We start from the raw sequence: 21,199 nt of genomic DNA on the forward strand, positions 1-21,199 counted from the left end.
GGGTGCAGCCCAGGAGTGACCTATGGTCCTGCAACGTATATTTGCTGGCGTATTGCTGTTGGCATGCGCCGCCCTGGCCGTCATGGCCTGGCCTTACGAGGCCCCGTTTTCCTATGAACCGGTCGGCCCGCGCGCCTTTCCCCTGCTGATGCTGGGGCTGATGAGCGCCGCCCTGCTGTACATGATCTTTCGCCCGACCGCGATCGTACACACCGAAGAAGAGCCGCCTCTGGACCGTGAAACCCTGGTCAAGATCGGCATCTGCATCGTCTTGCTGCTGGTGTTTGCCGGCCTGTTCGAACCGCTGGGTTTCATTCTCAGCAGCATCCTGATCGGCATCCCCATGGCCCGCCTGTACGGTGGCCGCTGGCTGCCGGGTGCGGTGGTCGTGACCTTGATGAGCGTCGGCCTTTACCTGCTGTTCGATAAAGCCATGGACGTTCCCCTGCCTTTGGGCCTGCTCAGCGTTCTGGAGAATTAATGTGGATACTTTCAGCTATCTGGGTCAGGGCTTTGGCGTTGCACTCACCCCTTACAACCTGATTACCGCGCTGTCCGGCACCCTGATCGGCACCATCGTCGGCCTGCTGCCGGGGCTGGGGCCGATCAACGGCGTGGCCTTGCTGATCCCGATTGCCTTCGCCCTGGGTCTGCCGCCGGAATCGGCGCTGATCCTGCTGGCGGCGGTGTACCTGGGCTGTGAATACGGCGGCCGGATCAGCTCGATTCTGCTGAACATTCCGGGCGAAGCCTCCACCGTCATGACCACCCTGGACGGCTACCCGATGGCGCGCAAAGGCCTGGCCGGTGTTGCACTGTCGCTGTCGGCGTGGAGTTCGTTCATCGGCGCCTTTATCGCCACCTGCGGCATGGTGCTGTTCGCGCCGCTGCTGGCCAAGTGGGCGATTGCCTTTGGGCCGGCGGAATACTTCGTGTTGATGGTCTTCGCTATTGTCTGCCTGGGCGGCATGGCCGGTGATCGACCGCTAAAGACCTTTATCGCAGCGTTGATCGGCCTGTTTTTGTCGGCAGTCGGTATCGATGCCAACAGCGGCGTGTACCGCTTTACCGGCGATAACATTCACCTCACCGACGGTATTCAGTTCGTGGTACTGGTGCTGGGCCTGTTCTCGATCAGCGAAATCCTCTTGCTGCTGGAGAAAACCCACCGCGGCCAGGAAGCGGTAAAAGCCACCGGACGCATGATGTTCAACCTCAAGGAAGCCGCTGCCGTCTTCACGGTGAACATCCGTTGCGGCCTGATGGGCTTCATTCTTGGCGTGCTGCCAGGTGCCGGTGCAACCCTGGCCAGTGCCGTGGCCTACATGACTGAAAAACGCATTGCCGGCGCCAGCGGCAAATTCGGCCAGGGCGACATGCGCGGCCTGGCAGCCCCGGAAACCGCCATCGGCGCCACCGCCTGCGGCGCGCTGGTACCGATGCTGACCCTCGGTGTTCCGGGCTCCGGCACCACGGCGGTGATGATCGGCGCACTGTCGCTGTACAACATCACGCCGGGGCCGATGCTGTTCCAGCAACAACCCGATATCGTCTGGGGCCTGATCGCCTCGCTGTTCATCGCCAACGTCATGCTGGTGATCCTGAACATCCCGATGATCCGCATCTTCACCCGCATCCTCGCCGTGCCGAACTGGGCACTGGTGCCGGTGATCGCGATCATTACCGCGATCGGCGTCTATGCCGTGCATGCGACCACGTTCGACCTGTTCCTGATGGTCGGCATCGGCATCTTCGGCTACATCCTGCGCAAGATGGACTTCCCGCTGTCGCCGATTCTGCTTGGTTTCATTCTGGGCGGCCTGATGGAGCAGAACCTGCGCCGGGCGCTGTCGATTTCCAATGGCGAACTGGGCATTCTGTGGAACAGCCCGATCACGCTGGGCGTCTGGGTGCTGACCGTGTTCATGCTGCTGTTCCCGCTGTACCGCATCTGGCGCAAGCGCGCCAAGCAACGCAGCGCGCTGGCCGATGCCTGACAGCTCGTGGCGTAGCTGGTGGCCCACACCGCTGATCGGCCTGCTGGGCGGCTACCTGGCCAGCCTGGTGGGCTGGCCGCTGCCCTGGATGGTCGGTTCGTTGCTGGCGATCATCCTGGTGCGTTGCCTGACACCCTGGCAGGTGACGCAAATTCCCGGCGGTCGCAAGGTCGGGCAGTTGATTATCGGTGTGGGCATCGGCCTGCATTTCAATGCCGAGATCATCGAGCAGGTGATGACGCATTTCGGCCTGATCTTCTTCGGTGCGCTGGTTACCGGGCTGTCCAGCCTGATCGGCGTCTGGCTGATGCTGCGCACCGGAGAAGACCGCCCGACGGCGTTCTTCTCCAGCATGCCCGGCGGCTCGCAAGAGATGGTCAATCTCGGCGCACGCAACGGCGCGACTCTCAGCAACGTGGCAGCAGCGCAAAGCCTGCGGGTATTGGCGGTGGTGCTCTGCGTACCGGCGATCTTCAAATACCTGCTCGGCGATGGCGCCGTGGTCATGCATGCCACCAGCGTCGACTGGCGCTGGCTGGCTGGCCTGAGCCTTGGCGGCGCGGCGATGGCGGTGCTCTGGCAACGTCTCAAACAGCCTAACCCCTGGCTGTTCGGGCCACTGCTGCTGACCTCGGTGCTGAGCATCACCTGTGACCTCAACCTCGGCCTGCCCAACGGCGCCAGCCAGTTGGGCCAGTTGCTGATCGGCAGTGGCCTGGGCTGCCACTTCAACCGGGCGTTCTTTCGCCGGGCGCCGTCGTTTCTGGCGCGTACCCTGCTGGGCACCTCATTGATGATGCTGACCGCCGCCCTGGCCGCACTGGGCCTGGGCACGCTAAGCCATCTGGATGTGCGCTCGCTGACCCTGGGCATGATGCCCGGCGGCATCGCCGAAATGAGCCTGACCGCCGAGGTCCTGCAACTGTCGGTGCCGCTGGTCACCGCCATGCAGGTCATGCGCTTGCTGTTCGTGCTGTTTCTGGCCGAGCCGCTCTATCGGCTGTGGGCCAGAAAAGCGGCTTAAACCGGCGGCAATCGCCAGTCGATCGGCGTCATGCCGTTCTGCTCCAGGTACTTGTTGGCCCGGCTGAAATGGCCGTTGCCGATAAAGCCTTTATAAGCCGACAGCGGCGATGGATGCACCGAGGTCAGCACCAGGTGCTTGGTCGCATCGACCAGCTTGCGCTTGCCCTGCGCATGCGCGCCCCACAGCAGAAACACCAGATGCGGCTGGTGCGCGCTGACCACCTCAATGACCTTGTCGGTGAAATGCTGCCAGCCCTTGCCAGCATGCGAGGCGGCATTGGCACGCTCGACCGTCAGGGTGGTATTGAGCAACAGCACGCCCTGATCGGCCCAGGATTGCAGATAACCGTGGTTGGGAATATCGATGTTCAGGTCGCGATGCAGCTCTTTATAGATGTTAACCAGCGAAGGCGGCGTCGCCACACCGGGCTGTACGGAGAAGCACAGGCCATGCGCCTGGCCGGGGCCGTGATAAGGATCCTGGCCGATGATCACTACCTTCACGTTGTCCAGCGGCGTGGAGTTCAGGGCATTGAAAATCAGCGGGCCGGGCGGATAAATCTCTTTGCCGGCGGCATGCTCCTGACGCAGGAACTCGCGCAGCTCACTCATGTAGGGCTTTTCGAACTCGGGGCGCAATGCCTCTTTCCAGCTGGGTTCGAGTTTGATCCGGTCGTCGCTTGTCATGGTAATACCTGCTGGAAACAATGCGCGGACACTAGGAAAGCTGGCTGACAAAGTCAAATGCCCTGCGTCGGACCCGCTATAAAAAACGGCGCTACCATGAGCGCCGTTGATCGAGAGGGTTAATGCACCTTAACGGCGGTCCCAATTGCCGGGCCGGTGGTCGCGATCACCACGGTTGTAATCGCCACGGTCGCGGCGCTCCGAGCGGTAGTCGGGGCGGCGGTCGTGACGGTCGCGGTCACCCCCGCGCCAGTGATTGTCCCAGCCATGCCCAGGCGGGCGGCCTGGTGCGTAGTAGCGCGGTGGGGGTGGCGGTGCGCGGTAGTAAACCCGGGGTGGCGGGCTGTAATAACGTGGTTGGGGTGCGACGTAGATGCGTCGCTCCTGATAATAGGTGGGGCTGTAACCGGTGTCGTAGTAACTCCTGACCTCGGTAGTGGGCCGGGTGTAAACATCCGATTCATAGTAGCCGGGGCCTGCATAACAGCCGGAGATGAACAGGGACAGCAGCAAGACAAGCAAGGATTGTCGATACATGGCGGCCTCCTGGACCGCAGGTGGTCACAACCAGCGACGCTGGTCGGTGTCCGCCGACACGATAGACCGGGGGACGATACATCAGACTGGAAAACGACCTTCAAGTGCGACGCCGCCCCTGCGCAGGCATTTGCGAAATAACCTCGAAAACGCTTGCAAGCCACGTCAAACAAGGTTTTCAGGCCTGTTACAAGCGGCACAAGAATATGCAACAAGACATTTCAAATGCTCTGTATGCGTGAGCTACAGGCTTATCAAAACCAAACGCTATATATAGTTAGCCGCACGCAACGCCAGGGCCGCGACATAGTGGATTTCCATCCCTCTGCGAACCTTGCCATGCACGACGCCTTGAACCCGCCGCTGTCTTTTTTCGAACCGCTCTTTTCTGATCGGGTGCTGCTGTCCGGTCAGGATAAGGAACGCACTGACCAGTTGCCGGCAGCGGATGCCTTTGCCCTGTCGCCGTTTCATTACTCAACCGTCGAGCAAGGCTTCCCGGCACTGCACACCGAGCTGCCTTCCGCCAGCGAGATCGACCCGAACATCCTCAAGCGCCTGCGTCGTTTGCGCAAAAGTCCGGGGTTTGCGCTGCTCGCCGATTCCGTGTTGCTATTGCAGTCGATGCAGCTGGACATGGATTACCCGCCTCCCTGGCACCACTATGCCCGTCAACGCCTGAGCGCATGGTTGCTGAAAACGGCCGGAAAATCGCTGGACCCCGACACCTTGAAGCTGCACCTGAACAGTCCGCATGCCTGGGTTGACGGGCAAGGTGCTGAGCGCGGCAGCCTTGAGTGCAGCTTGACCGAACTGGCGATCGCCAGCGCCAACATGCAGCAATTGTCGGCGCTGGCGCATTGCTTGCCGACCGACGACAAACCGCTGGCCGAGCTGCCACAGCTCACCGCCAGTGCCTTGCTCAGGCAAATTATCGATAACCGCTGGTTCGACGATTACCAACAGCAACTCGACGTGTTCTGGCAGCGCCATGCCGGCACCTGGCTAAACCTTGCCAGGCTGTCTTTTCTCGATGGCCTGGCGCGTCAGCGCACGCGCAAGACCCTCAGCCATGCAGGTTTGTACCTGACCCTCGATGCACTGGGCTACCGGACCTTCCCGACTGAAAGTCAGGCACTGCAACCCGGCGATCCGGGCGACAAGGCCGAGCTGCGCCTGCTGTATATCGACGACGAGGTGGTGCCTGGCCTGTTTCAGATTCGCTCGCGGCTCAATTCGCATTGCTTCATTCATCTGCCCGGTACGGCCAAGGAGACGGTCGAATACATCAGCGATGACAGTGCCGTCATGACGGCTCGTCTGCTTGACGCCGTAAACGGCTCGAAGTGGCACCGCCAGTGGCTGGATGGCCGCCAGACGCTGCATGACAGCTCGCAACGCATCGAGTCACGGCCTTTCGAAGGTGAGGTGTTCAACGAACTGCTGCTCGCCGCACGCGACTTTGCCGAGCAGCCGCCAAATCCACACGGCGATGCCTTGCTTCATCGCTTCATCGCCCGCGCCATGACGTTGGCCTGCGCCGTAGACCTCTGGCAGGCAACGCCTGAAATTCTCGACAACTTGCCCAGTACCGATGCCATTGCCGCCGAACGAATGAAACACTGGCTGCAACAACAGGGTCTGGACCTCGACCCACACCACGTGTTTATCGCTTACCGCCCAGGTCATACCCGCACACCACTGGGTCAGGTGAACCATGCCAATACCCATGTGCGCGTGCCTGACGAGACACCATTGAGCCTGACCAAGGCGCTGATCAGCCATTACCGGATCGAGTCGCCCAGCGGCTATATCGACCATGGCGCGCAGACTGTCGTCTACCACGATCCCAATGGCAAAGGGCAGTGGGCCAAGGATCGGCTACTGCCCGTCAGCGCGGCGGCGCTGTGCGAGTACATCGAGCAGATCGACTTTCTCGCGATCATGACCCGGCGCCTCGATGAGTTCTGGGACGGGCAACAAGGCGATATCGATAAGGCCTTGCGCACCCTGCTGATTTCCCAGGCAGTGATCAGCCTCAAACACGGCACGTTGCAACGCACAGGCTTCGATGCAGTCGTGCTCGGGCTCAACAGTGCGACACCGGGCTGGCGGGCCTTGGGGTTCGAGGTGCAGAGTTCCTTTGTCGAAGGTCTCATCCGTCAGCCTTGCGCGGGCATGCTGGTACTGTGCCCGGCCAATACACAACGCCGCGTGCTGTATCAGGCAGGACAGCACAAGGCCTTGATAGAGTTTGAAAACAGCGACGCCCTGAGCGCCTATCTCAGAACGGCAGCGGCCGGCGAGCCGTGGCGCAGCGCTGTGCTGCACTATGTGCCCACGCACCATCGCGAGCGGCTCGCCTGGCTGTTCAGGTTCTGGAGCGGGGTCGCGCCCGCCTCATCGCCCGCCTCGCTGCTCAGGCCGTGGACAGACGTTATTTATCGTCCCGACGCACACCAGACGCTCGACCACTCGTTGCACGAACACTCTTTGCCGCCCGGCCCTCCAGTGGGCTTCATGCGCCAGACCCTCAAAGCCAATGCACTGGAAGATGCGCGGCAGTTGATCGTGACCTCACGCCAGGCTTCGCTGCAATACTGGAGCGCACGCATGGTGCACCTGCAATGGCTGCTGGCGCCGATGTCGCTGCTGCTGACCCCGGCGCTGATCGCCTCGTTGGCGACAGAAGCCGGCATGCTGGCCCTGAATATCGCGCAAGCCAGCCTGCCCGGCCAGCGCCAGGCCGAAAAGCGTCAGGTGCTGCTGTCGATGCTGTCACTGGGATTGCTGGGTCTGGCACCGTTTACTCCAAGGCTGCTGGGTGCGCTGAGTAAAGTGAGCAGCGTCAGCAAGGTCGCGCTGCGTGCGCCGCAGGCAAGCACGCAGACGGTACGCGGAGTCGGTGCCTGGCTGCGTCGTTCGCTGCACCCGCGCCAGACACGCCTGGAAAAATTCTTTCATACCGACAGCCTGCTCAAGCGCTGGACGGTCCACCCTCACCCTAATTTCGGTGGCCAGCCAGTGCATGCCTGGAAACTGGGGCACAAATTCCTGTTATGGACATCCGACCGTGGCCAGGCCAGGACACTGGTGGTCAGCACGCATGGCTATTACCTGCCGTGGAGCAAGACCGTGCCCATACCCAACGGTACGCACATTCACACCTATGCCCCAGACGGTCATACGCTGGTCGACCCCATGCTGCACCGCGTCGTCAGTCAGCGCGTCAGTGCGTTCGGCAGTTCCAGTGCTGCGGGCAATACCCTTCTCGGCACCGCCCTGCCACCGCTGCTGCCCACCGGCAAACTGGTGGCTGGCACCGATCTGCCCGGACGCTTGAAAAACTACACGCTGACCAAATTCCAGACACCCGGCGGCGAAAACTATCAGGAGATCGTCCGGGTCGTGCGCAACAGTCATCACAGCCTGCTGGCCGGGCAGTTGCCGAGTGCGCCAATGGATGTGTTGTCGGTGCGCAACCGTTTCGGCAGCACCTCGCCGACGCTGGCGGATCTGTTCGGGAGTCTGGCCAGCCAGGGCATTCATTACGACCGCATTCTGCTACTGCATTGTCGTTGCTCCGCCATTGGCGCACTGCTGCGTCGTGCACCCGTCTGGACCGCACCCATCGGGCATGGCGTGCCAGTTACCCCATAAACGGCTTTGGTCTACTATGCCAATCCTCAGGGTTATCCAGCCATCCGGACTTGCCATGCCTTTCTCCAACACCATCACGTCGCAGCGCCCGTTGTTAATGACCCTGGTGGTGTTACTGGCAAGCGGCTTTCTGGCAACCTCGCTGCTGAGCTACTACGCGTCGCGGACCTCGATCCGCGACAGCATCATCAATACCGAGCTGCCGCTGACCTCCGACACGGTCTATTCGGAAATCCAGAAAGACCTGGTCCGGCCGGTACTGATTTCGTCGATGATGTCGCGCGACACCTTCATGCGCGACTGGGTGGTGGGCGGCGAACGCAACCCAGAGCAGATCACCCGCTACCTGCGCGAGGTGATGGACCACTATGGCGCCTATACAGCCTTTTTCATCTCCGACGCCACGCTGACGTACTACCAGGCCAAGGGTGTGTTGAAAAAGGTCAAGCCCGGCGAGCCGCGCGACGAATGGTATTACCGGGTGCGCGACATGAGCGAGCCCTATGAAATCAGCGTCGACCCGGACATGGCCAACCAGGACAGCATGACGTTCTTCATCAACTACAAGGTCTTCGACTACGAAAACCGTTTCATCGGCGCGGCTGGCGTGGGCCTGACGGTGGATGCGGTGATCAAGCTGATCGACCGCTACCAGCAGCGCTATGACCGCAGCGTATATTTTGTCGACACCGCCGGGCGCATCGTGCTCACCGGCGCCAGCGGCGGCCCGCGTGGCGCGGCCATCGGCCAGTCGCTCAAAGACCTGCCGAACATGCGTGACCTGCAGGACAAACTGCCCAAGCCGCACAGCGGCACCTATGAATACAACACCGAGGGCGAAGGCCACTTTCTCAACGTGCGCTTCATTCCCGAGCTGAACTGGTACCTGTTCGTCGACAAGCAGGAAGACAGCGCCCTGAGCGATGTCCGCCAGTCGCTGTATATCAACCTGGTGATTTGTCTGGTGGTGACCCTGATCGTGGTGTTGCTGCTGCATCGCACGCTGCGCCGTTATCAAAGCCGCCTGGAAACCCAGGCGACGCTCGACAGCCTGACCGGCTTGCCCAACCGCCGCGGCTTCAACCTGCTGGCGGGCAATACCCTCAGCAGTACAAGCCCGGTGGTGGTCATGCTGCTGGACCTGGACCACTTCAAACACCTTAACGACACCCACGGCCACCTGGCCGGCGACACGGTGCTGGCAGGCTTTGCCGAAGACCTGAAAAGCTGCCTGCGCCAGTCGGACGTGATCTGCCGCTGGGGCGGCGAAGAGTTCGTGATTCTGCTCAGGGACAGCGACATGGCCGGTGCCCGGCGAGTCGCCGAACAGATTCGTCTACTGGCCGAGAAACACGACTATTCGTTTTCAGGCGTCACCCTGCAGATTACCGTCAGCGTGGGCCTTACCGAGCGCCAGGCCGACGACAGCCTGCAAGACCTGATCGCCCGCGCCGACCGCGCGCTGTATCGCGCCAAGCTCAGCGGCCGCAATCAGGTGTGCATCGAGCAAGCGGCTTCTGCATGAACATGACCATTAACGAATACGACCCCAACCTGTGTCCGGCCTGCGGGCACAGCAACCGTTGCACCCTGGCCGACCCACGCACCGCCACGCGGCCCTGCTGGTGTTTCAGCGTCGAGATAGACCCCGCTCGCCTCGATGCGCTGCCCGATGAACTGCGCAACAAGGCCTGCCTGTGCCCACGCTGCGCCGGGATCGAACACCTCACCCCACCGAGTAACCACTGACGCCATGCGCCTGGACCGCTTTCTCGGCAACCTGCCCCGTTTCAACCGCCAGCAAGTACGCCTGGCGCTGATTGCCGGACGCGTACAGGTCGACGGTCACGTGACACGCGACCCGTTATGTGAGGTGCGCGAGTTCAGCCGCGTCGTGCTCGACGATGAAGTGCTGCAAGCCGGCAAACCGGCGCGCTATTTCATGCTGCACAAGCCCACCGGCTGCGTCAGCGCCACCACCGACCCGCAACACCCCACGGTGCTCGACCTGCTCGATATGCCCGACAGGCACGAGCTGCACATTGCTGGCCGCCTGGACTTCAACACCACAGGGCTCATGCTGCTGACCAACGACGGGCAGTGGTCACGGCGCCTGACCCAACCGCAGACCAAACTGCCAAAAGTGTATTACGTCGAGACCGAGCAACTGATCGACGAACGGTACGCGCCGCGTTTTGCCGAAGGCTTTTACTTCGCCTTTGAAAATATCACCACCCAGCCCGCCCTGCTGACCGTGCTCGGGCCGCACCAGGCGCGCTTGAGCATTGTCGAAGGCCGCTACCATCAGGTGAAGCGCATGTTCGGTCACTTCGACAATAAGGTCTTGATTCTGCACAGAGAAAGCATGGGCCCGCTGGTTCTCGATGCAAACCTGTCCCCAGGCCAGTACCGCGCCCTGACTGCCGAAGAAATCCTCGCCATCTGAGACCGTCAGTCGGACGCGCCCCCATTGGTGCAAACAAGGTACGAACGGCACTTGCGGGTTCCGGGATCCACTGCTTGAATCCAATCGTCGGTCTGCATGTGACCGATGAGTCATACCCGCATTCTAAGAAACCTTTTGCCGTACCGGGCCATGTGGCCCACGACAAATCGCCCGCCTAATAACAACACCTGTCGGACAGTTCGTTCGGATCGACATGGGCCTTTCAGGCGTATGCCTACCTGTCACGAAACTCGTGCAAATTCAGTTGCGCGCACACTTGTCTACGCCAGGAGAAGACATATGAGGCCAGAAATCGCTGTGCTTGATATACAGGGACAGTTCAGGGTTTACACCGAATTCTATCGCTCGGACGTCGCGGAAAAGACCATCGTTCTGGTCAACGGCTCAATGGCCACCACGGCATCCTTTGCACAGACTGTTCGTAACCTGCACCCCCAGTTCAACGTCGTCCTGTACGACCAACCCTATGCCGGCAAATCCAAGCCGCACAACCTGAACGACTCACCGCTGAGCCGCGAGATGGAAGGCCAGATCCTGCTGGAACTGATCGACCACTTCCAGGCCGAGCACGTCATGTCCTTTTCATGGGGCGGCGCCCCGACGCTGGTGGCCTTGTCGCATCGCCCCAAACGCATCGAAAAAGCCGTCATCAGCTCGTTCTCGCCGCTGATCAACGAAGCGATGCTTGATTACCTGATGCGCGGCGTCAAACACCTCGGCGAGCACAATCGCTACGAGATGGGCCACCTGGTCAACAACACCATTGGCAAACACCTGCCATCGCTGTTCAAACGCTTCAACTATCGGCACGTCAGCAGCCTGGACCTGCACGAATACGACCAGATGCACCACCACGTCAGCCAGGTGCTGGAAATCGACCCGCAAAATTATCTGGCCGCCGCACAGAACATCAACGTACCGGTGCTGTTCCTCAACGGTGCCCTGGACGAATACACCAGCGCCTGCGACGCGCCGCTGTTTGCCAACTACGTTGAACACAGCCGTTTCAGCATCATCCAGGATGCCGGCCACTTTCTGGACATGGAAAACAAGGCCGCCTGCCGCGACTCGAAACACGCACTGACGGAATTCCTGAAGCCCGAACCACTGGCCTCCAGCACTCCCCGTTACTCCAGCAACCCGACCTTGGGCCACCATGCACTCGCCTTCTGAACCACGACCGCGCCAAACACCGCGAATCCATTCGCCGATGCTCACCCACAGCCTCTCGGCGAATGATTCTTGCAGCATGAGGTAAAACAAAGCTTCAATTCAGAACCGCTATCTGGTACAACGTCAGTCGCTTTTGGCGGGTGTCGTATAATGGTATTACTCTAGCTTCCCAAGCTAATTACGCGGGTTCGATTCCCGCCACCCGCTCCAGCTTTTCCCCTCGTACTCGCGTAACCTCCGTTACCGCCCCAATAGCCACAAAGCCTGCAGTCATTGGCTTTGGCTATTTGTGATACTCCCGCCTCACTCAGCTCCACATCTGCTTGCGACCTTCCCCAAAAAGCCCTTATCAACCGTCTGCATATCGACGGATGTGCTTTAACCTGCTGCCCTGCCAACGCATGTCGACTTGAGCAATACGGCATACCGTCTTCTTTTGTAGGAATCCTCCAATGTCGCTTCGAAGCCCTTACGCCGCTGTTCTCCAGTTGCTTCGCAAGCGGCGCGGCCTGTCTCAGCACGAAGTGGCGGGCAAAATCACACAATCCCATGTGAGCCAGCTTGAGAAGCTGAAAACCACCGCGACTGTCGACGTCACCTACGAACTCGCCGCAGGACTGAATCTTCAGGCCACGACATTTTTTGCATCAGTCATTGCAGCCCATGAAGGTCGATCGTCAAGAGAGGTGCTTTTGGCTGCGCTGGCGGAGCTGGAGGGGATGGGGCTGGCCGATGAGGTCTTTCCCGATGCACCGAGGCAGCTTGAGTCGCCCAGGGTGGAGGCTGCTAGAGAGAAGTGGTGTGCGATTCAGGTGTTGAAGAGCAAGGGGTTGAGCCGGAGTGAGGTGGTTGCGGAGCTGGGGTATTCGAGGCCTACAGTGCAGCGGCTGTGGGAGCGTGAGCCTGGGGTGTGAGGCTACCCCACTGCAATCAGGGGGTAATGCCTAAACAATCAGTGACCGCGAGAGAAACTTTTGCGCTCATCTGCCGACATCACATGAATGGCCGTGTGCTGCTTGCCGTGAAGCATATTAGCCAAGGGTGTAGGTCATCCATACTGGCTGCGCCAGCATGCCCATGTTGGACTCCACTAATGCCTTGGCGAAACATTTTTTCCGCCCCGATTCCTTGTGGGTCGAGAAGCTCTCGATTTCGTGGATGCCTGAAACTTTGGCCCAGACGTTGCGGCTTTGCTGGTTGAGCATGTCGACGTAGCTGTTGCGGGAGTTTTGAGCCTTGAGAGTCAGCGCCTCCTTGACGTGCGGGCCTGAGCAGGTTCGGCTGTCTTCCAGAGCAATACCGGGCCCTATCATGGACAGAACTGCGCAAGCAGCGATTCGCTTGATCGCAGTCTAAACCCATAGCTAAATTTCGTAACACAGACCCACATCTGTTGGTGGGCTCACAGTTGCGCACAGCGTGCAGAGTTTTCATTGGCGAACGCTTTATTTTTGTGCATAAATATTATTTTTACGCACAATAAAAAGAGAGTCTGATCATGTGGCTTGAAGCACTGAAAAAACACGTAAAGATCGTTTTCGGCGAATCGCTGGTGGCAGCATCGGCAGCCACCTTCAGCGTGCTGGTACTGGGCATGCCGATATGGGCCATGTTCATCGGCTGGATTGCGTTCTTCTCACGCGGCCTGAACCTGCGTCACGGCCTGATCAACCTGGGCTGTGTCTTCATCGGTCTGGTGCTGGGCATCGCCGCTGCGCGAACCAATGCCGCGCTTGAGCCCTTGCTGGGCATCTACACGATTACTGCCGTGGTGATGATCATTACCGTCGTCGCCCTGTCGCTGGCGAAAATGCCGGTCTTCAACAACCTGATCGGCTTCTTCCTCGGCCTGGCCGCCTACTTCGCCTCGCAACTGCCGCCTACGTTGCAGAGCTTTGGCTCATTGGGGCTGGTTGCCTGCGTGGGCACCGTCGCCGGTTATCTGGCCATTTCATGGCAGCGCCGGGTCAATCAGCCTCAGGTGTGAGGGGACACCGTCAACAGCCACTCTGCCTACCGCACTTTCGGTGAACTGATCGCACCCGCAACGCAACATAAAATGCTGCGCTCACGCAATCGCCTGGGAATAATCGCGCTTGTGGCACTATTGCTGGCCCTGCTGTTATTTAAAGGAATGAAGCTCAATGCGTAAGTTTTTTGCACTGACGCTGCTGTTTATCCCACTGTTCGCGTCAGCCGACTGCACGGAGCATTTACAGGCCTGGGCCAAGACTGTACGTGCCGACCTCAAGCTCGACACTGAACACGCTGTGTGCAAGGTCAATCCGGGTAACGCCCGTCAGACCCTGGCAGCCCTGCCCTTTGCCGAGAACGTCGACGAAAATGGCGAAGGCGACTACAGCCTTGGCGTGGTCGTTGCGGACACCGACACCGGCAAGATCATTGCTCAGCACTACCAGCCCAGCGCAATCGTGTCAGACGCCATCTATTTTGAAAGCCTTGCGCTGGACACGGCGCGCTACCAACTCACGCCCACATTGCGGGCGTTTGGCGTACGCATCAGTCATCAAGGCTCCTCGCGAGTCAACCCGTTCAGCAGTACGCTACTGAGCCTCTATGTACTCGACGGCCAGAAACTGCGCCCGGTCATGGACAAGCTGGAAGTGAGCAGCGGCAGCGGTGAATGGGACGGCTCGTGCAGCGGCAGCTTCAGCCAGACCGAGCGCACGATCTCGATAGGCGACAAGGGCAAGAACGGGTTGGCCGGCCTGCAGATCGAGCAGAAGGTCATCAGCACGCAAAACCTGCCGAAGGGTGATGACTGCGAAAACATCGAAAGCACACCCGCTGTTTCCCGATTCACGCTGGATTATGACGGCAAGCGCTACCCGGTGCCGTCTGGATTGTCCTACCCGTAACAGGTGATCAGATGAACACATCCATGACGTTGCGTCGCTGCATGGCACGCGCGCTGATCACTTCACTGATTGCGCTGCAACTGCCCCTGGCCGTCGCTGCCAGCACGCAAACCCAGGCGACAAGTTCAGAGCCTGAACCGGTGTGTCCGTCTCAGGATTTTGATCGTTTCGCGCAACGCTTTGCCAATGACATCGACGTGCAGAAATCCTTCGTCAGCACGCCGCTGCAAAACACCTTTATCGATCCTGAAGCGCAGCCTGAACCTCGCCAGGTGTCGCAACGTCTGGAGAAGGCGCAACTGAATTTCCCGCTGATGCCTGACGATCAGCAACAGCACGCGCAGGGCCTGACGCTGACTAAACAGCTCACTGGAACAGACCGGGCAATGATCAAACTGACCAAGGCCGATACGGATTACCAACGCTCATTGTTCTTCAAGCGCGAGGCCTGCTGGTTGCTGTATCGCATTCAGGATGACTCGCTGTAGGAGCCTGCGCGTTGGCGGGTTTAGGGTTTCGGCAGAAAAATCATCTCGATCGGTGAGCCGTTCTTGCGATACAGCCCATTGGGTAACTCGTTCGGCTTCAAGCCCGGATACCAGGCTCTGAATTGCGTGTCTGTCACCCATTCAACCTGCAATTGGTCGAGCCGCAATCCCGGTGAACCTGCGTCAAACCCTACCAGCGGCTCTACGAGGGAATGGCATCTTGACGACACGCCGGCCTCAAGAATGTAGACCTCCAGCTGCTCGCCCCAGGTAATTGAGCCGGTTTCAGGACACTGGCGAACCTGAGCATGGTATTTCCCGCTCGGCGAGAGCACCTCGTAAACCACTTTGTCAGGACCGCAGCCGGCCAGCAGTACCGACGACAACAGCACAGCCGGAATCGTTTTTTTCATCGCAGAAGTCCCTTTCAATCAGTGGCAACACGCCTCCTACTGACGCTTTACCTCAGCAAAAGTTGCCGAAGGTCAGGTCAGGCCACACATCCCGCCCAACACCCCAACCCCTTCCGCCAGAAACCTTCGCGCTGCGTCATCTTCAAACCGCCCTTCACGAATCTTGCCGCTCACGCCGCCAATCACGATCTGCGGATACACCGCCAGCCGGGCCTGCACTGCCCACAGGGCTTCATTGACCTGTTGCTGCGCGCGCACGCCGCCGGTAAACGCAGGCGATGCAGTAAAGGTCAGCACCGGTTTGTCTTTCAGGACCGAGCGGCCATGTGGGCGTGACAACCAGTCAAGGGTGTTTTTCAGCACGCCTGACATGCCATGGTTGTACTCGGGGGCGGCGAGCACGATGGCGTCGGCATTGGCCACCGCATCGCGCAGGGCGCTGACCGAGGCTGGCGAGGCCGCACCGTCGTGGTCTTCGTTGTACATCGGGATGTCGTGCAGCGGGTGGATGACCAGTTGCACGTTTTCGGGCAGCAATTCACTGGCCAGCGTGCGCAGGATGACTTCGTGGCTGGACGACTGGCGCAGGCTGCCGCACAGGCCCAGCAGGTGCAGGGTTTTCATGGGTGTTTCTCCGGGTTGCGCTGGATGGCCATGGCGACGCCCTGACCACCGCCGATGCACAGGGTGGCCAGGCCACGGTTGAGGTCGCGGTGAATCATTTCGTGCAGCAGACTGACCAGAATGCGGCAGCCCGAGGCGCCCAGCGGATGGCCGAGGGCGATGGCGCCGCCGTTGACGTTGACCCGTGCAAGGTCCCAGCCCAGTTCGCGTTGCAGCGCCAAGGCCTGCACGGCGAAGGCTTCGTTGGCTTCGATCAGTTCCAGTTGCTCAAGGCTCCAGCCGGCTTTTTGCAGGCACAGGTCGGTGGCGAATACCGGGCCGATGCCCATCACCGTCGGGTCGACGCCGGCGCTAGCGAACGCGGCGATGCGGCCCATGATCGGCAAGCGCAGTTGCCGGGCCTTGTCTTCGCTCATCAGCATCACTGCGGCGGCGCCGTCGTTGAGCGATGAGGCATTGCCGGCGGTCACGCTGCCGTCCGGTGCAAAAGCCGGGCGCAGATCTGCCAGGCTCTGGGAAGTGGGGACTGATGCAGAGGCTTCGTCGCGGTCGATGACGATGGGCATGCCACGCCGGTCGCGGACTGTCACCGGTACGATTTCAGCCTGAAAGCGGCCACGGCTGCGGGCCTGCTCAGCGCGTTGATGCGACACCAGTGCGTAAGCATCCTGTTGCTCGCGGCTGATGCCGTATTGCTCGGCGAGGTTCTCGGCGGTGATGCCCATGTGGTAATCGTTGAAGGCATCCCACAGACCGTCGTGCAGCAGGCTGTCGCGCAGTTGCCCGTGGCCCATGCGCAGGCCGCTGCGGGCGTTGGGCAACAGGTACGGCGCGTTGCTCATGTTTTCCTGGCCGCCGGCGATGACGATACCGGCATCGCCGCAACGAATGGCCTGGGCGGCCAGTTGCACCGCTTTGAGGCCCGAGCCACAGACCTTGTTGAGGGTCATCGCCGGCACGGTATACGGCAGCCCGGCGCGCAAGGCGCTCTGGCGCGCCGGGTTCTGTCCGGCGCCTGCGCTCAGCACCTGGCCCATGATCACTTCATCAACCTGGTCGGCCGCCAGCCCGGTGCGCTCCAGCAGGCCACGGATCACCGCTGCACCCAGATCGACTGCAGATTCGTTGCCGAGAATGCCCTGAAACTTCCCTGTCGGCGTGCGGGCCGCTGCCACTATGACCACGTCGCTCATTGCAGATCTCACAGGCAAGGCACATCCGTGCCCACCATGAAAAATACCGCCTTGGCCACCTGCGTGGAGCGGTTACGCCAGGCGTGGCGGGTGCCTTGCTGAATCACCACGTCGCCGGGGCGCAGCAGGCGCTGCTCGCCGTTGTCCAGCTCCAGCCACAGCTCGCCTTCAAGCAACACACCATAATCCAGCGTCGGCGTGCGGTGCATGGCAGGGTCTGCGGCCTCGAAGGTTTCCAGCAGGCCGGGCATGGCTTCGATCATTTGCCCCACCAGCCGTTGCGGGTCCAGCGGCGCGGCCATGACGGTGTCGGGCGGCAGGCTGACCATCAGCAGCGAGGTGCCGCCGGGGCCGGGAATCAGTGAGCCGTTGGCTCGGGTAAGGTCTTGCGTGGTTGGCAGGCCGGGTTGGGTGGCCCAGACCTGGCTGATGCCATAACCGGGCAAATCTTCAAAACTGTTGGCGCGAGGTGTCGGGGCATCGGACACGAACACGGCGTTGCCCTGTTCATCGTGCCCGGTGACGATTCTTCTGACGTGCATAGAAACCCTCAAACGGTCGGTCGCTCATGACGCCGGGTGAAGTCGTGGCACTTCACCCGGCGGCCACTTATGCGCAGCTCATGGGCAGATCACGTAGTTACCAAAGCCACCGTTGCGGTTCTCGATGCCGCTGATGGCTTCGTTGATCTGCTCCAGCGCAAAGGCACTGTGTTCGAAGAACGACAGGTCCAGCACACCGGATTCCACCATGTCGGCCATGTTCTGGCCTTGGGCGGTGGTGAACCAGGCCGAGCCGCTGAGCTGGATGTCGTTGTCCATCATCCAGTGCAGGTCCAGCGGTACCGGGCCTGCCACTGCGCCGATATTGACCAGATGACCGCCACGGTGCAGGCCGCGCATGGCATCGACCAGGGTTTCACCTTGGGCACCGGGGCCGAGTGCGTCGATCACCACATCCAGGCCTTCGCCGTGGGTGACTTGCTCGACCCAATCGGCAATCGAGCCTTGGCCGAGGGTATGAATCTGGATGCGCCCCGGCGCGGCCAGGTCCTTGACCCGCTGGAACAGCGCCTGATTACGCGCAGTACCCAGAATCTTGCGCGCGCCCATCGCCAGTGCCAAAGCGACGGCGCCCAGACCGAGGGTGCCGCTGATGCCGTTGATCAGCACCGTGGTGCCCGGTCCGACATTGGCCTTGAGCAGCGCACGGTAAGCGGTGCCGAGGTAACCCAGGCGCGCGGCGGTTTCAAAGTTCAGGTTGTCCGGCAGCTTGACCAGGCTGTATTGCGGCGCCGGCATGAATTCGCAGAGCCCGCCGTACGGGTAGTCTTCAAACATGCGCGGGCTGTTCGGGGTGAAGCCGAAATAGCCGTTGAAGGTGTAGGAAGTGCAGCCGGTGGTGTTGCCTGCACGGCAGGCGCGGCACGAGCCGCAGAAACGCGCCGGGTTGACGTAGACGCGGTCACCAGGCTTGAAGTCGTAGACCTGATCACCGACCGCTTCGATCACGCCGGTCGGGTCCAGGCCAAAGATGGCCGGCAGTCTGGGCAACGGCAGGTGGGGGAACCAGGTGGTCCAGTTAGTCAGGATGTTGTGCAGGTTGGGCACGATGCCGCAGGCCTTGACCCGTACCAACACTTCAGTGGGGCGAATGGCAGGCACGGCAACCTGTTCGATTTCCATCGGTTTGCCGCCTTCGTACATCCGTGCGGCACGCATCATTTTCGTGGTCATGCTGGTTTTCTCCGACTCTTGTTCTTGTTTTTGCTGGCCGCTCACAGTTGTTTCGGTGCGAGCGCAGAAACCTTGATTGTGTCTTGCGTGTAGAGCGTTTCAGCGCAGGCCGTCTTCACCCTTAACGTCGTCTGCCGCAAGGCCGCCCAGGCGTGCCTGAATGCGCCCGCCGGTGGCCATGGCCAGGGCAAAGGCGATCTCGCCACGGCGTGGGCCGTCCCACACGGTGACTTCGGCGGTACCGAAATGGCTGCGCACGTAAGCGGCGTGAATGTGCCCCAGCGGCATCATCAGGCGGCTGCCCGGCCCGCCGATGGTCTTGGCCGCCGGCACGATGGCCTTGGGTTCGCCGAGCAGCGCACGCATGGCCCAGCCGCCGGCTTCGTGCCACACCGCGCCGTGCTCCAGCTCGCCGTCCTCACCGACGATGGCCGCCTTGCCATAGGCCTGCACGCTGTCGGCCCCGCCCAGCGCCTCGACCAGCCGTTGCGACAACTCGGTGCCCAGCGCCCGCAGTTCCTGCATGAACGGTAAAAGGTCTTCGACGTAACGCCCGGCATAGGGGTTTTCGATCACGGCGGTGGCCACGGCGATCTTCAACGGCGTGGCCGCCAACGGGCCGCCTTCGTGCAGAACCTCCTCGATATCCAGCTTGAATTTGCGGACTTTCACCAATGCCATGCTCGCTCTCCTGGTAACGCCCTGAAATATTTATTGGCGTGTTTGCATTATGCATCTTGCGATTTATTGTGCAAGAAATTATGTTTTATGCACAAAACAACAGAGAGGCACCACCATGAAACTCATTTCCTTCACGCTAAACGGCCAATCCGGCTACGGCGCCGTGGTCGGCGAGCGGGTCGTCGACCTGGCTCGCCACTTCAGCGAGGTGCCCGATCTGGCCAGTCTGCTGGCCGATTCCGCCCGCCTTGATCAGGCCCGTCAGCTGGCTGCCAGTGGCAACAGCGATTACGCCCTGAACGACCTGACCCTGGCGCCGGTGATTCCGGCACCGGGCAAGGTCATCTGCGTGGGCATCAACTATGTGGCCCACGCCGAAGAAGCCGGGCGCAAGGTCGGCCAGCACCCGGTGATCTTCCAGCGTTTTGCCGAAACCCTGACCGCCCACGACGCGCCGCTGGTACGCCCGAAGGTGTCCCAGGAGTTCGATTTCGAGGCCGAGCTGGCCGTGGTGATCGGCAAAGGCGGCTCGCACATCAGCCCGGAAAACGCCATGGATCATGTGGCCGGCTACACCTGCTTCAACGACGCCAGCGTGCGCGACTGGCAGTTTCATACCCACCAGTACGGCATGGGCAAGACCTTCCGCAACACCGGTGCATTAGGCCCATGGCTGGTGACCGCTGATGAAATCGCCGACTATCGCGAGCTGAAAGTTCGCGGCATTCTCAACGGTGAACAACTGCAGGAAGGCAGCCTCTCGGAACTGGCGTTCGATATTCCGCACCTGATCGCCTACGTCTCCCAGGCACTGGACTGGAACCCCGGTGACATTCTGGCCACCGGCACGCCGAGCGGTATCGGCTTCAAGCGCAACCCGCCGATATTTCTCAAGCCGGGGGATGTGTTCGAGGTGACCATCAGCCAGATCGGCACCTTGTCCAACCCGGTCGTCGATGAAGACTGAGCCATCAATCCTCTAACAAGTACAACACCAGGAAATCAGAACATGGCCACCCTGCCCCGCATCGAGTTCACCCACACCGGCACCTTTTGCAGCGACCTCGACAACATGGTCGAGTTTTACTGCAGCACGCTTGGCTTCGTCGTCAGCGACAAGGGCGTTGCCTCCACCGGCCATCGCTTGTTCTTCATGACCCAGAACCCTGAGGTGCATCACCAACTGGTGCTGTTCGACGGCAAGCCCACCGACCTGCCGTTCAACCCGATCAACCAGTTGTCGTTCCTGCTCGACAGCCTCGACGACCTCAAGGCCTTTTACGCCTTCGCCAAGGAGAAGGGCCTGGGCCCGCTCGATCAGGTCGACCACGGCAACGCCTGGTCGATGTACTTCAAGGACCCGGAAGGCAACCCGATCGAGATGTACGTCGACGCGCCGTTCTACACCAACCAGCCGTGCCGCGAGCCGCTGGACCTTGAGCAGAGCAGCGAGCAGATTCTGGCCACTACCGAAGCCATGTGCCGGCGCCGGCCGGGCTTCCAGACCCGCGAGCAGTGGATCGAGTCGACCCGCCAGCGCATCGCCGAACAGCGCGTGCGCTGGTAACGATCACGGCTAAGCCACCTCTGTGCGGCCCGCCGGGCCGCACATCACTCGGGGCAGAATCTGTCATGCAC

General features: G+C 60.9%; 23 protein-coding genes and 1 tRNA gene. 15 read left to right on the top strand and 9 right to left on the bottom strand.

Features of this window, described 5'->3' with window-relative positions:
* Positions 1-22 precede the first annotated feature (22 nt).
* The 3 genes from ACYP2A_RS29845 to ACYP2A_RS29855 are packed head-to-tail and all read left to right on the top strand — an operon-like array spanning position 23 to position 3,021.
* A complete protein-coding gene (locus ACYP2A_RS29845) occupies positions 23-481 on the top strand; it encodes a tripartite tricarboxylate transporter TctB family protein (protein WP_459749516.1) in 459 nt (152 codons plus the stop codon).
* A 1-nt stretch (position 482) separates the two neighbouring features.
* Entirely contained in the window at positions 483-1,997 is a 1,515-nt protein-coding gene (locus ACYP2A_RS29850) for a tripartite tricarboxylate transporter permease (protein ID WP_459749517.1), read from the top strand.
* Positions 1,990-3,021, top strand: coding sequence for an AbrB family transcriptional regulator (locus tag ACYP2A_RS29855; RefSeq protein WP_459749518.1), 1,032 nt, complete (start codon positions 1,990-1,992; stop codon positions 3,019-3,021). Before ACYP2A_RS29850 ends, ACYP2A_RS29855 begins: the two co-directional genes overlap by 8 nt.
* Here ACYP2A_RS29855 and ung read toward each other — a convergent pair.
* Together ung and ACYP2A_RS29865 are read right to left on the bottom strand one after the other, a co-directional pair.
* Positions 3,018-3,710, bottom strand: a complete 693-nt coding sequence (gene ung / locus ACYP2A_RS29860) for a uracil-DNA glycosylase (RefSeq protein ID WP_459749519.1) — start codon at positions 3,708-3,710, stop codon at positions 3,018-3,020. The genes ACYP2A_RS29855 and ung overlap by 4 nt on opposite strands.
* Positions 3,711-3,839: 129 nt before the next feature.
* Complete coding sequence (locus ACYP2A_RS29865; RefSeq protein WP_459749520.1) at positions 3,840-4,247, bottom strand: hypothetical protein; 408 nt, start codon at positions 4,245-4,247, stop codon at positions 3,840-3,842.
* A 339-nt stretch (positions 4,248-4,586) separates the two neighbouring features.
* Here ACYP2A_RS29865 and ACYP2A_RS29870 point away from each other — a divergent pair, with 339 nt between their 5' ends.
* From ACYP2A_RS29870 to ACYP2A_RS29900, 7 genes are all read left to right on the top strand, one after another.
* Positions 4,587-7,907, top strand: coding sequence for a dermonecrotic toxin domain-containing protein (locus ACYP2A_RS29870; RefSeq protein WP_459749521.1), 3,321 nt, complete (start codon positions 4,587-4,589; stop codon positions 7,905-7,907).
* A 55-nt stretch (positions 7,908-7,962) separates the two neighbouring features.
* Entirely contained in the window at positions 7,963-9,432 is a 1,470-nt protein-coding gene (locus ACYP2A_RS29875; RefSeq protein ID WP_459749522.1) for a sensor domain-containing diguanylate cyclase, read from the top strand.
* 2 nt (positions 9,433-9,434) lie between these two features.
* Positions 9,435-9,656, top strand: a complete 222-nt coding sequence (locus tag ACYP2A_RS29880) for a cysteine-rich CWC family protein (RefSeq protein WP_459749842.1) — start codon at positions 9,435-9,437, stop codon at positions 9,654-9,656.
* A gap of 4 nt (positions 9,657-9,660) precedes the next feature.
* Positions 9,661-10,353 carry a pseudouridine synthase gene (locus ACYP2A_RS29885; protein WP_459749523.1) on the top strand — a complete coding sequence of 231 codons (693 nt, stop codon included), beginning with the start codon at positions 9,661-9,663 and terminating at the stop codon, positions 10,351-10,353.
* A gap of 300 nt (positions 10,354-10,653) precedes the next feature.
* Positions 10,654-11,547, top strand: coding sequence for an alpha/beta fold hydrolase (locus ACYP2A_RS29890; protein ID WP_459749524.1), 894 nt, complete (start codon positions 10,654-10,656; stop codon positions 11,545-11,547).
* A gap of 136 nt (positions 11,548-11,683) precedes the next feature.
* Positions 11,684-11,757, top strand: a tRNA-Gly gene (locus ACYP2A_RS29895).
* A gap of 242 nt (positions 11,758-11,999) precedes the next feature.
* Positions 12,000-12,461 carry a helix-turn-helix domain-containing protein gene (locus ACYP2A_RS29900; protein WP_459749525.1) on the top strand — a complete coding sequence of 154 codons (462 nt, stop codon included), beginning with the start codon at positions 12,000-12,002 and terminating at the stop codon, positions 12,459-12,461.
* Between the two features lie 117 nt (positions 12,462-12,578).
* Here ACYP2A_RS29900 and ACYP2A_RS29905 read toward each other — a convergent pair whose 3' ends face one another.
* Positions 12,579-12,860: a hypothetical protein gene (locus ACYP2A_RS29905; protein ID WP_459749526.1), complete on the bottom strand. Its 282-nt coding sequence runs from the start codon at positions 12,858-12,860 to the stop codon at positions 12,579-12,581.
* A gap of 185 nt (positions 12,861-13,045) precedes the next feature.
* Between ACYP2A_RS29905 and ACYP2A_RS29910 the strand changes: the two genes are divergently transcribed.
* From ACYP2A_RS29910 to ACYP2A_RS29920, 3 genes are all read left to right on the top strand, one after another.
* Positions 13,046-13,534: a DUF1097 domain-containing protein gene (locus tag ACYP2A_RS29910; protein WP_459749527.1), complete on the top strand. Its 489-nt coding sequence runs from the start codon at positions 13,046-13,048 to the stop codon at positions 13,532-13,534.
* A 157-nt stretch (positions 13,535-13,691) separates the two neighbouring features.
* Positions 13,692-14,426: a PA3715 family protein gene (locus ACYP2A_RS29915; protein WP_459749528.1), complete on the top strand. Its 735-nt coding sequence runs from the start codon at positions 13,692-13,694 to the stop codon at positions 14,424-14,426.
* A gap of 11 nt (positions 14,427-14,437) precedes the next feature.
* Entirely contained in the window at positions 14,438-14,914 is a 477-nt protein-coding gene (locus tag ACYP2A_RS29920; protein ID WP_459749529.1) for a hypothetical protein, read from the top strand.
* A 20-nt stretch (positions 14,915-14,934) separates the two neighbouring features.
* On the opposite strand, the gene ACYP2A_RS29925 is transcribed toward ACYP2A_RS29920, so the two are convergent.
* The 6 genes from ACYP2A_RS29925 to ACYP2A_RS29950 form a co-directional block, all read right to left on the bottom strand.
* On the bottom strand, positions 14,935-15,327 hold the full coding sequence (locus ACYP2A_RS29925; RefSeq protein ID WP_459749530.1) for a hypothetical protein: 393 nt from the start codon (positions 15,325-15,327) through the stop codon (positions 14,935-14,937).
* A gap of 72 nt (positions 15,328-15,399) precedes the next feature.
* On the bottom strand, positions 15,400-15,951 hold the full coding sequence (locus ACYP2A_RS29930) for an NADPH-dependent FMN reductase (protein WP_459749531.1): 552 nt from the start codon (positions 15,949-15,951) through the stop codon (positions 15,400-15,402).
* Entirely contained in the window at positions 15,948-17,144 is a 1,197-nt protein-coding gene (locus tag ACYP2A_RS29935) for an acetyl-CoA C-acetyltransferase (RefSeq protein WP_459749532.1), read from the bottom strand. The genes ACYP2A_RS29930 and ACYP2A_RS29935 overlap by 4 nt, the downstream gene beginning before the upstream one ends.
* 8 nt (positions 17,145-17,152) lie before the next feature.
* Positions 17,153-17,686, bottom strand: a complete 534-nt coding sequence (locus ACYP2A_RS29940; RefSeq protein WP_459749533.1) for a cupin domain-containing protein — start codon at positions 17,684-17,686, stop codon at positions 17,153-17,155.
* Positions 17,687-17,764: 78 nt separating this feature from the next.
* On the bottom strand, positions 17,765-18,880 hold the full coding sequence (locus tag ACYP2A_RS29945) for an alcohol dehydrogenase catalytic domain-containing protein (protein WP_459749534.1): 1,116 nt from the start codon (positions 18,878-18,880) through the stop codon (positions 17,765-17,767).
* Positions 18,881-18,979: 99 nt separating this feature from the next.
* Positions 18,980-19,561: an amino acid synthesis family protein gene (locus tag ACYP2A_RS29950; protein WP_459749535.1), complete on the bottom strand. Its 582-nt coding sequence runs from the start codon at positions 19,559-19,561 to the stop codon at positions 18,980-18,982.
* A 115-nt stretch (positions 19,562-19,676) separates the two neighbouring features.
* Between ACYP2A_RS29950 and ACYP2A_RS29955 the strand changes: the two genes are divergently transcribed.
* Together ACYP2A_RS29955 and ACYP2A_RS29960 are read left to right on the top strand one after the other, a co-directional pair.
* Positions 19,677-20,528: a fumarylacetoacetate hydrolase family protein gene (locus ACYP2A_RS29955; RefSeq protein WP_459749536.1), complete on the top strand. Its 852-nt coding sequence runs from the start codon at positions 19,677-19,679 to the stop codon at positions 20,526-20,528.
* 42 nt (positions 20,529-20,570) lie between these two features.
* A complete protein-coding gene (locus tag ACYP2A_RS29960) occupies positions 20,571-21,128 on the top strand; it encodes a VOC family protein (RefSeq protein ID WP_459749537.1) in 558 nt (185 codons plus the stop codon).
* Positions 21,129-21,199 lie beyond the last annotated feature (71 nt).

The organism is Pseudomonas sp. 3A(2025) (assembly GCF_054589175.1).

What these genes read in the sequence shown, in the direction of transcription:
- ACYP2A_RS29845 (WP_459749516.1), top strand. Translation starts at nt 23, where the DNA reads ATGGTCCTGCAACGTATATTTGCTGGCGTATTGCTGTTGGCATGCGCC.
- ACYP2A_RS29855 (WP_459749518.1), top strand. Translation starts at nt 1,990, where the DNA reads ATGCCTGACAGCTCGTGGCGTAGCTGGTGGCCCACACCGCTGATCGGC.
- ung (WP_459749519.1), bottom strand. Translation starts at nt 3,710, where the DNA reads ATGACAAGCGACGACCGGATCAAACTCGAACCCAGCTGGAAAGAGGCA.
- ACYP2A_RS29865 (WP_459749520.1), bottom strand. Translation starts at nt 4,247, where the DNA reads ATGTATCGACAATCCTTGCTTGTCTTGCTGCTGTCCCTGTTCATCTCC.
- ACYP2A_RS29870 (WP_459749521.1), top strand. Translation starts at nt 4,587, where the DNA reads ATGCACGACGCCTTGAACCCGCCGCTGTCTTTTTTCGAACCGCTCTTT.
- ACYP2A_RS29875 (WP_459749522.1), top strand. Translation starts at nt 7,963, where the DNA reads ATGCCTTTCTCCAACACCATCACGTCGCAGCGCCCGTTGTTAATGACC.
- ACYP2A_RS29880 (WP_459749842.1), top strand. Translation starts at nt 9,435, where the DNA reads ATGACCATTAACGAATACGACCCCAACCTGTGTCCGGCCTGCGGGCAC.
- ACYP2A_RS29885 (WP_459749523.1), top strand. Translation starts at nt 9,661, where the DNA reads ATGCGCCTGGACCGCTTTCTCGGCAACCTGCCCCGTTTCAACCGCCAG.
- ACYP2A_RS29890 (WP_459749524.1), top strand. Translation starts at nt 10,654, where the DNA reads ATGAGGCCAGAAATCGCTGTGCTTGATATACAGGGACAGTTCAGGGTT.
- ACYP2A_RS29900 (WP_459749525.1), top strand. Translation starts at nt 12,000, where the DNA reads ATGTCGCTTCGAAGCCCTTACGCCGCTGTTCTCCAGTTGCTTCGCAAG.
- ACYP2A_RS29905 (WP_459749526.1), bottom strand. Translation starts at nt 12,860, where the DNA reads ATGATAGGGCCCGGTATTGCTCTGGAAGACAGCCGAACCTGCTCAGGC.
- ACYP2A_RS29910 (WP_459749527.1), top strand. Translation starts at nt 13,046, where the DNA reads ATGTGGCTTGAAGCACTGAAAAAACACGTAAAGATCGTTTTCGGCGAA.
- ACYP2A_RS29915 (WP_459749528.1), top strand. Translation starts at nt 13,692, where the DNA reads ATGCGTAAGTTTTTTGCACTGACGCTGCTGTTTATCCCACTGTTCGCG.
- ACYP2A_RS29920 (WP_459749529.1), top strand. Translation starts at nt 14,438, where the DNA reads ATGAACACATCCATGACGTTGCGTCGCTGCATGGCACGCGCGCTGATC.
- ACYP2A_RS29925 (WP_459749530.1), bottom strand. Translation starts at nt 15,327, where the DNA reads ATGAAAAAAACGATTCCGGCTGTGCTGTTGTCGTCGGTACTGCTGGCC.
- ACYP2A_RS29930 (WP_459749531.1), bottom strand. Translation starts at nt 15,951, where the DNA reads ATGAAAACCCTGCACCTGCTGGGCCTGTGCGGCAGCCTGCGCCAGTCG.
- ACYP2A_RS29935 (WP_459749532.1), bottom strand. Translation starts at nt 17,144, where the DNA reads ATGAGCGACGTGGTCATAGTGGCAGCGGCCCGCACGCCGACAGGGAAG.
- ACYP2A_RS29940 (WP_459749533.1), bottom strand. Translation starts at nt 17,686, where the DNA reads ATGCACGTCAGAAGAATCGTCACCGGGCACGATGAACAGGGCAACGCC.
- ACYP2A_RS29945 (WP_459749534.1), bottom strand. Translation starts at nt 18,880, where the DNA reads ATGACCACGAAAATGATGCGTGCCGCACGGATGTACGAAGGCGGCAAA.
- ACYP2A_RS29950 (WP_459749535.1), bottom strand. Translation starts at nt 19,561, where the DNA reads ATGGCATTGGTGAAAGTCCGCAAATTCAAGCTGGATATCGAGGAGGTT.
- ACYP2A_RS29955 (WP_459749536.1), top strand. Translation starts at nt 19,677, where the DNA reads ATGAAACTCATTTCCTTCACGCTAAACGGCCAATCCGGCTACGGCGCC.
- ACYP2A_RS29960 (WP_459749537.1), top strand. Translation starts at nt 20,571, where the DNA reads ATGGCCACCCTGCCCCGCATCGAGTTCACCCACACCGGCACCTTTTGC.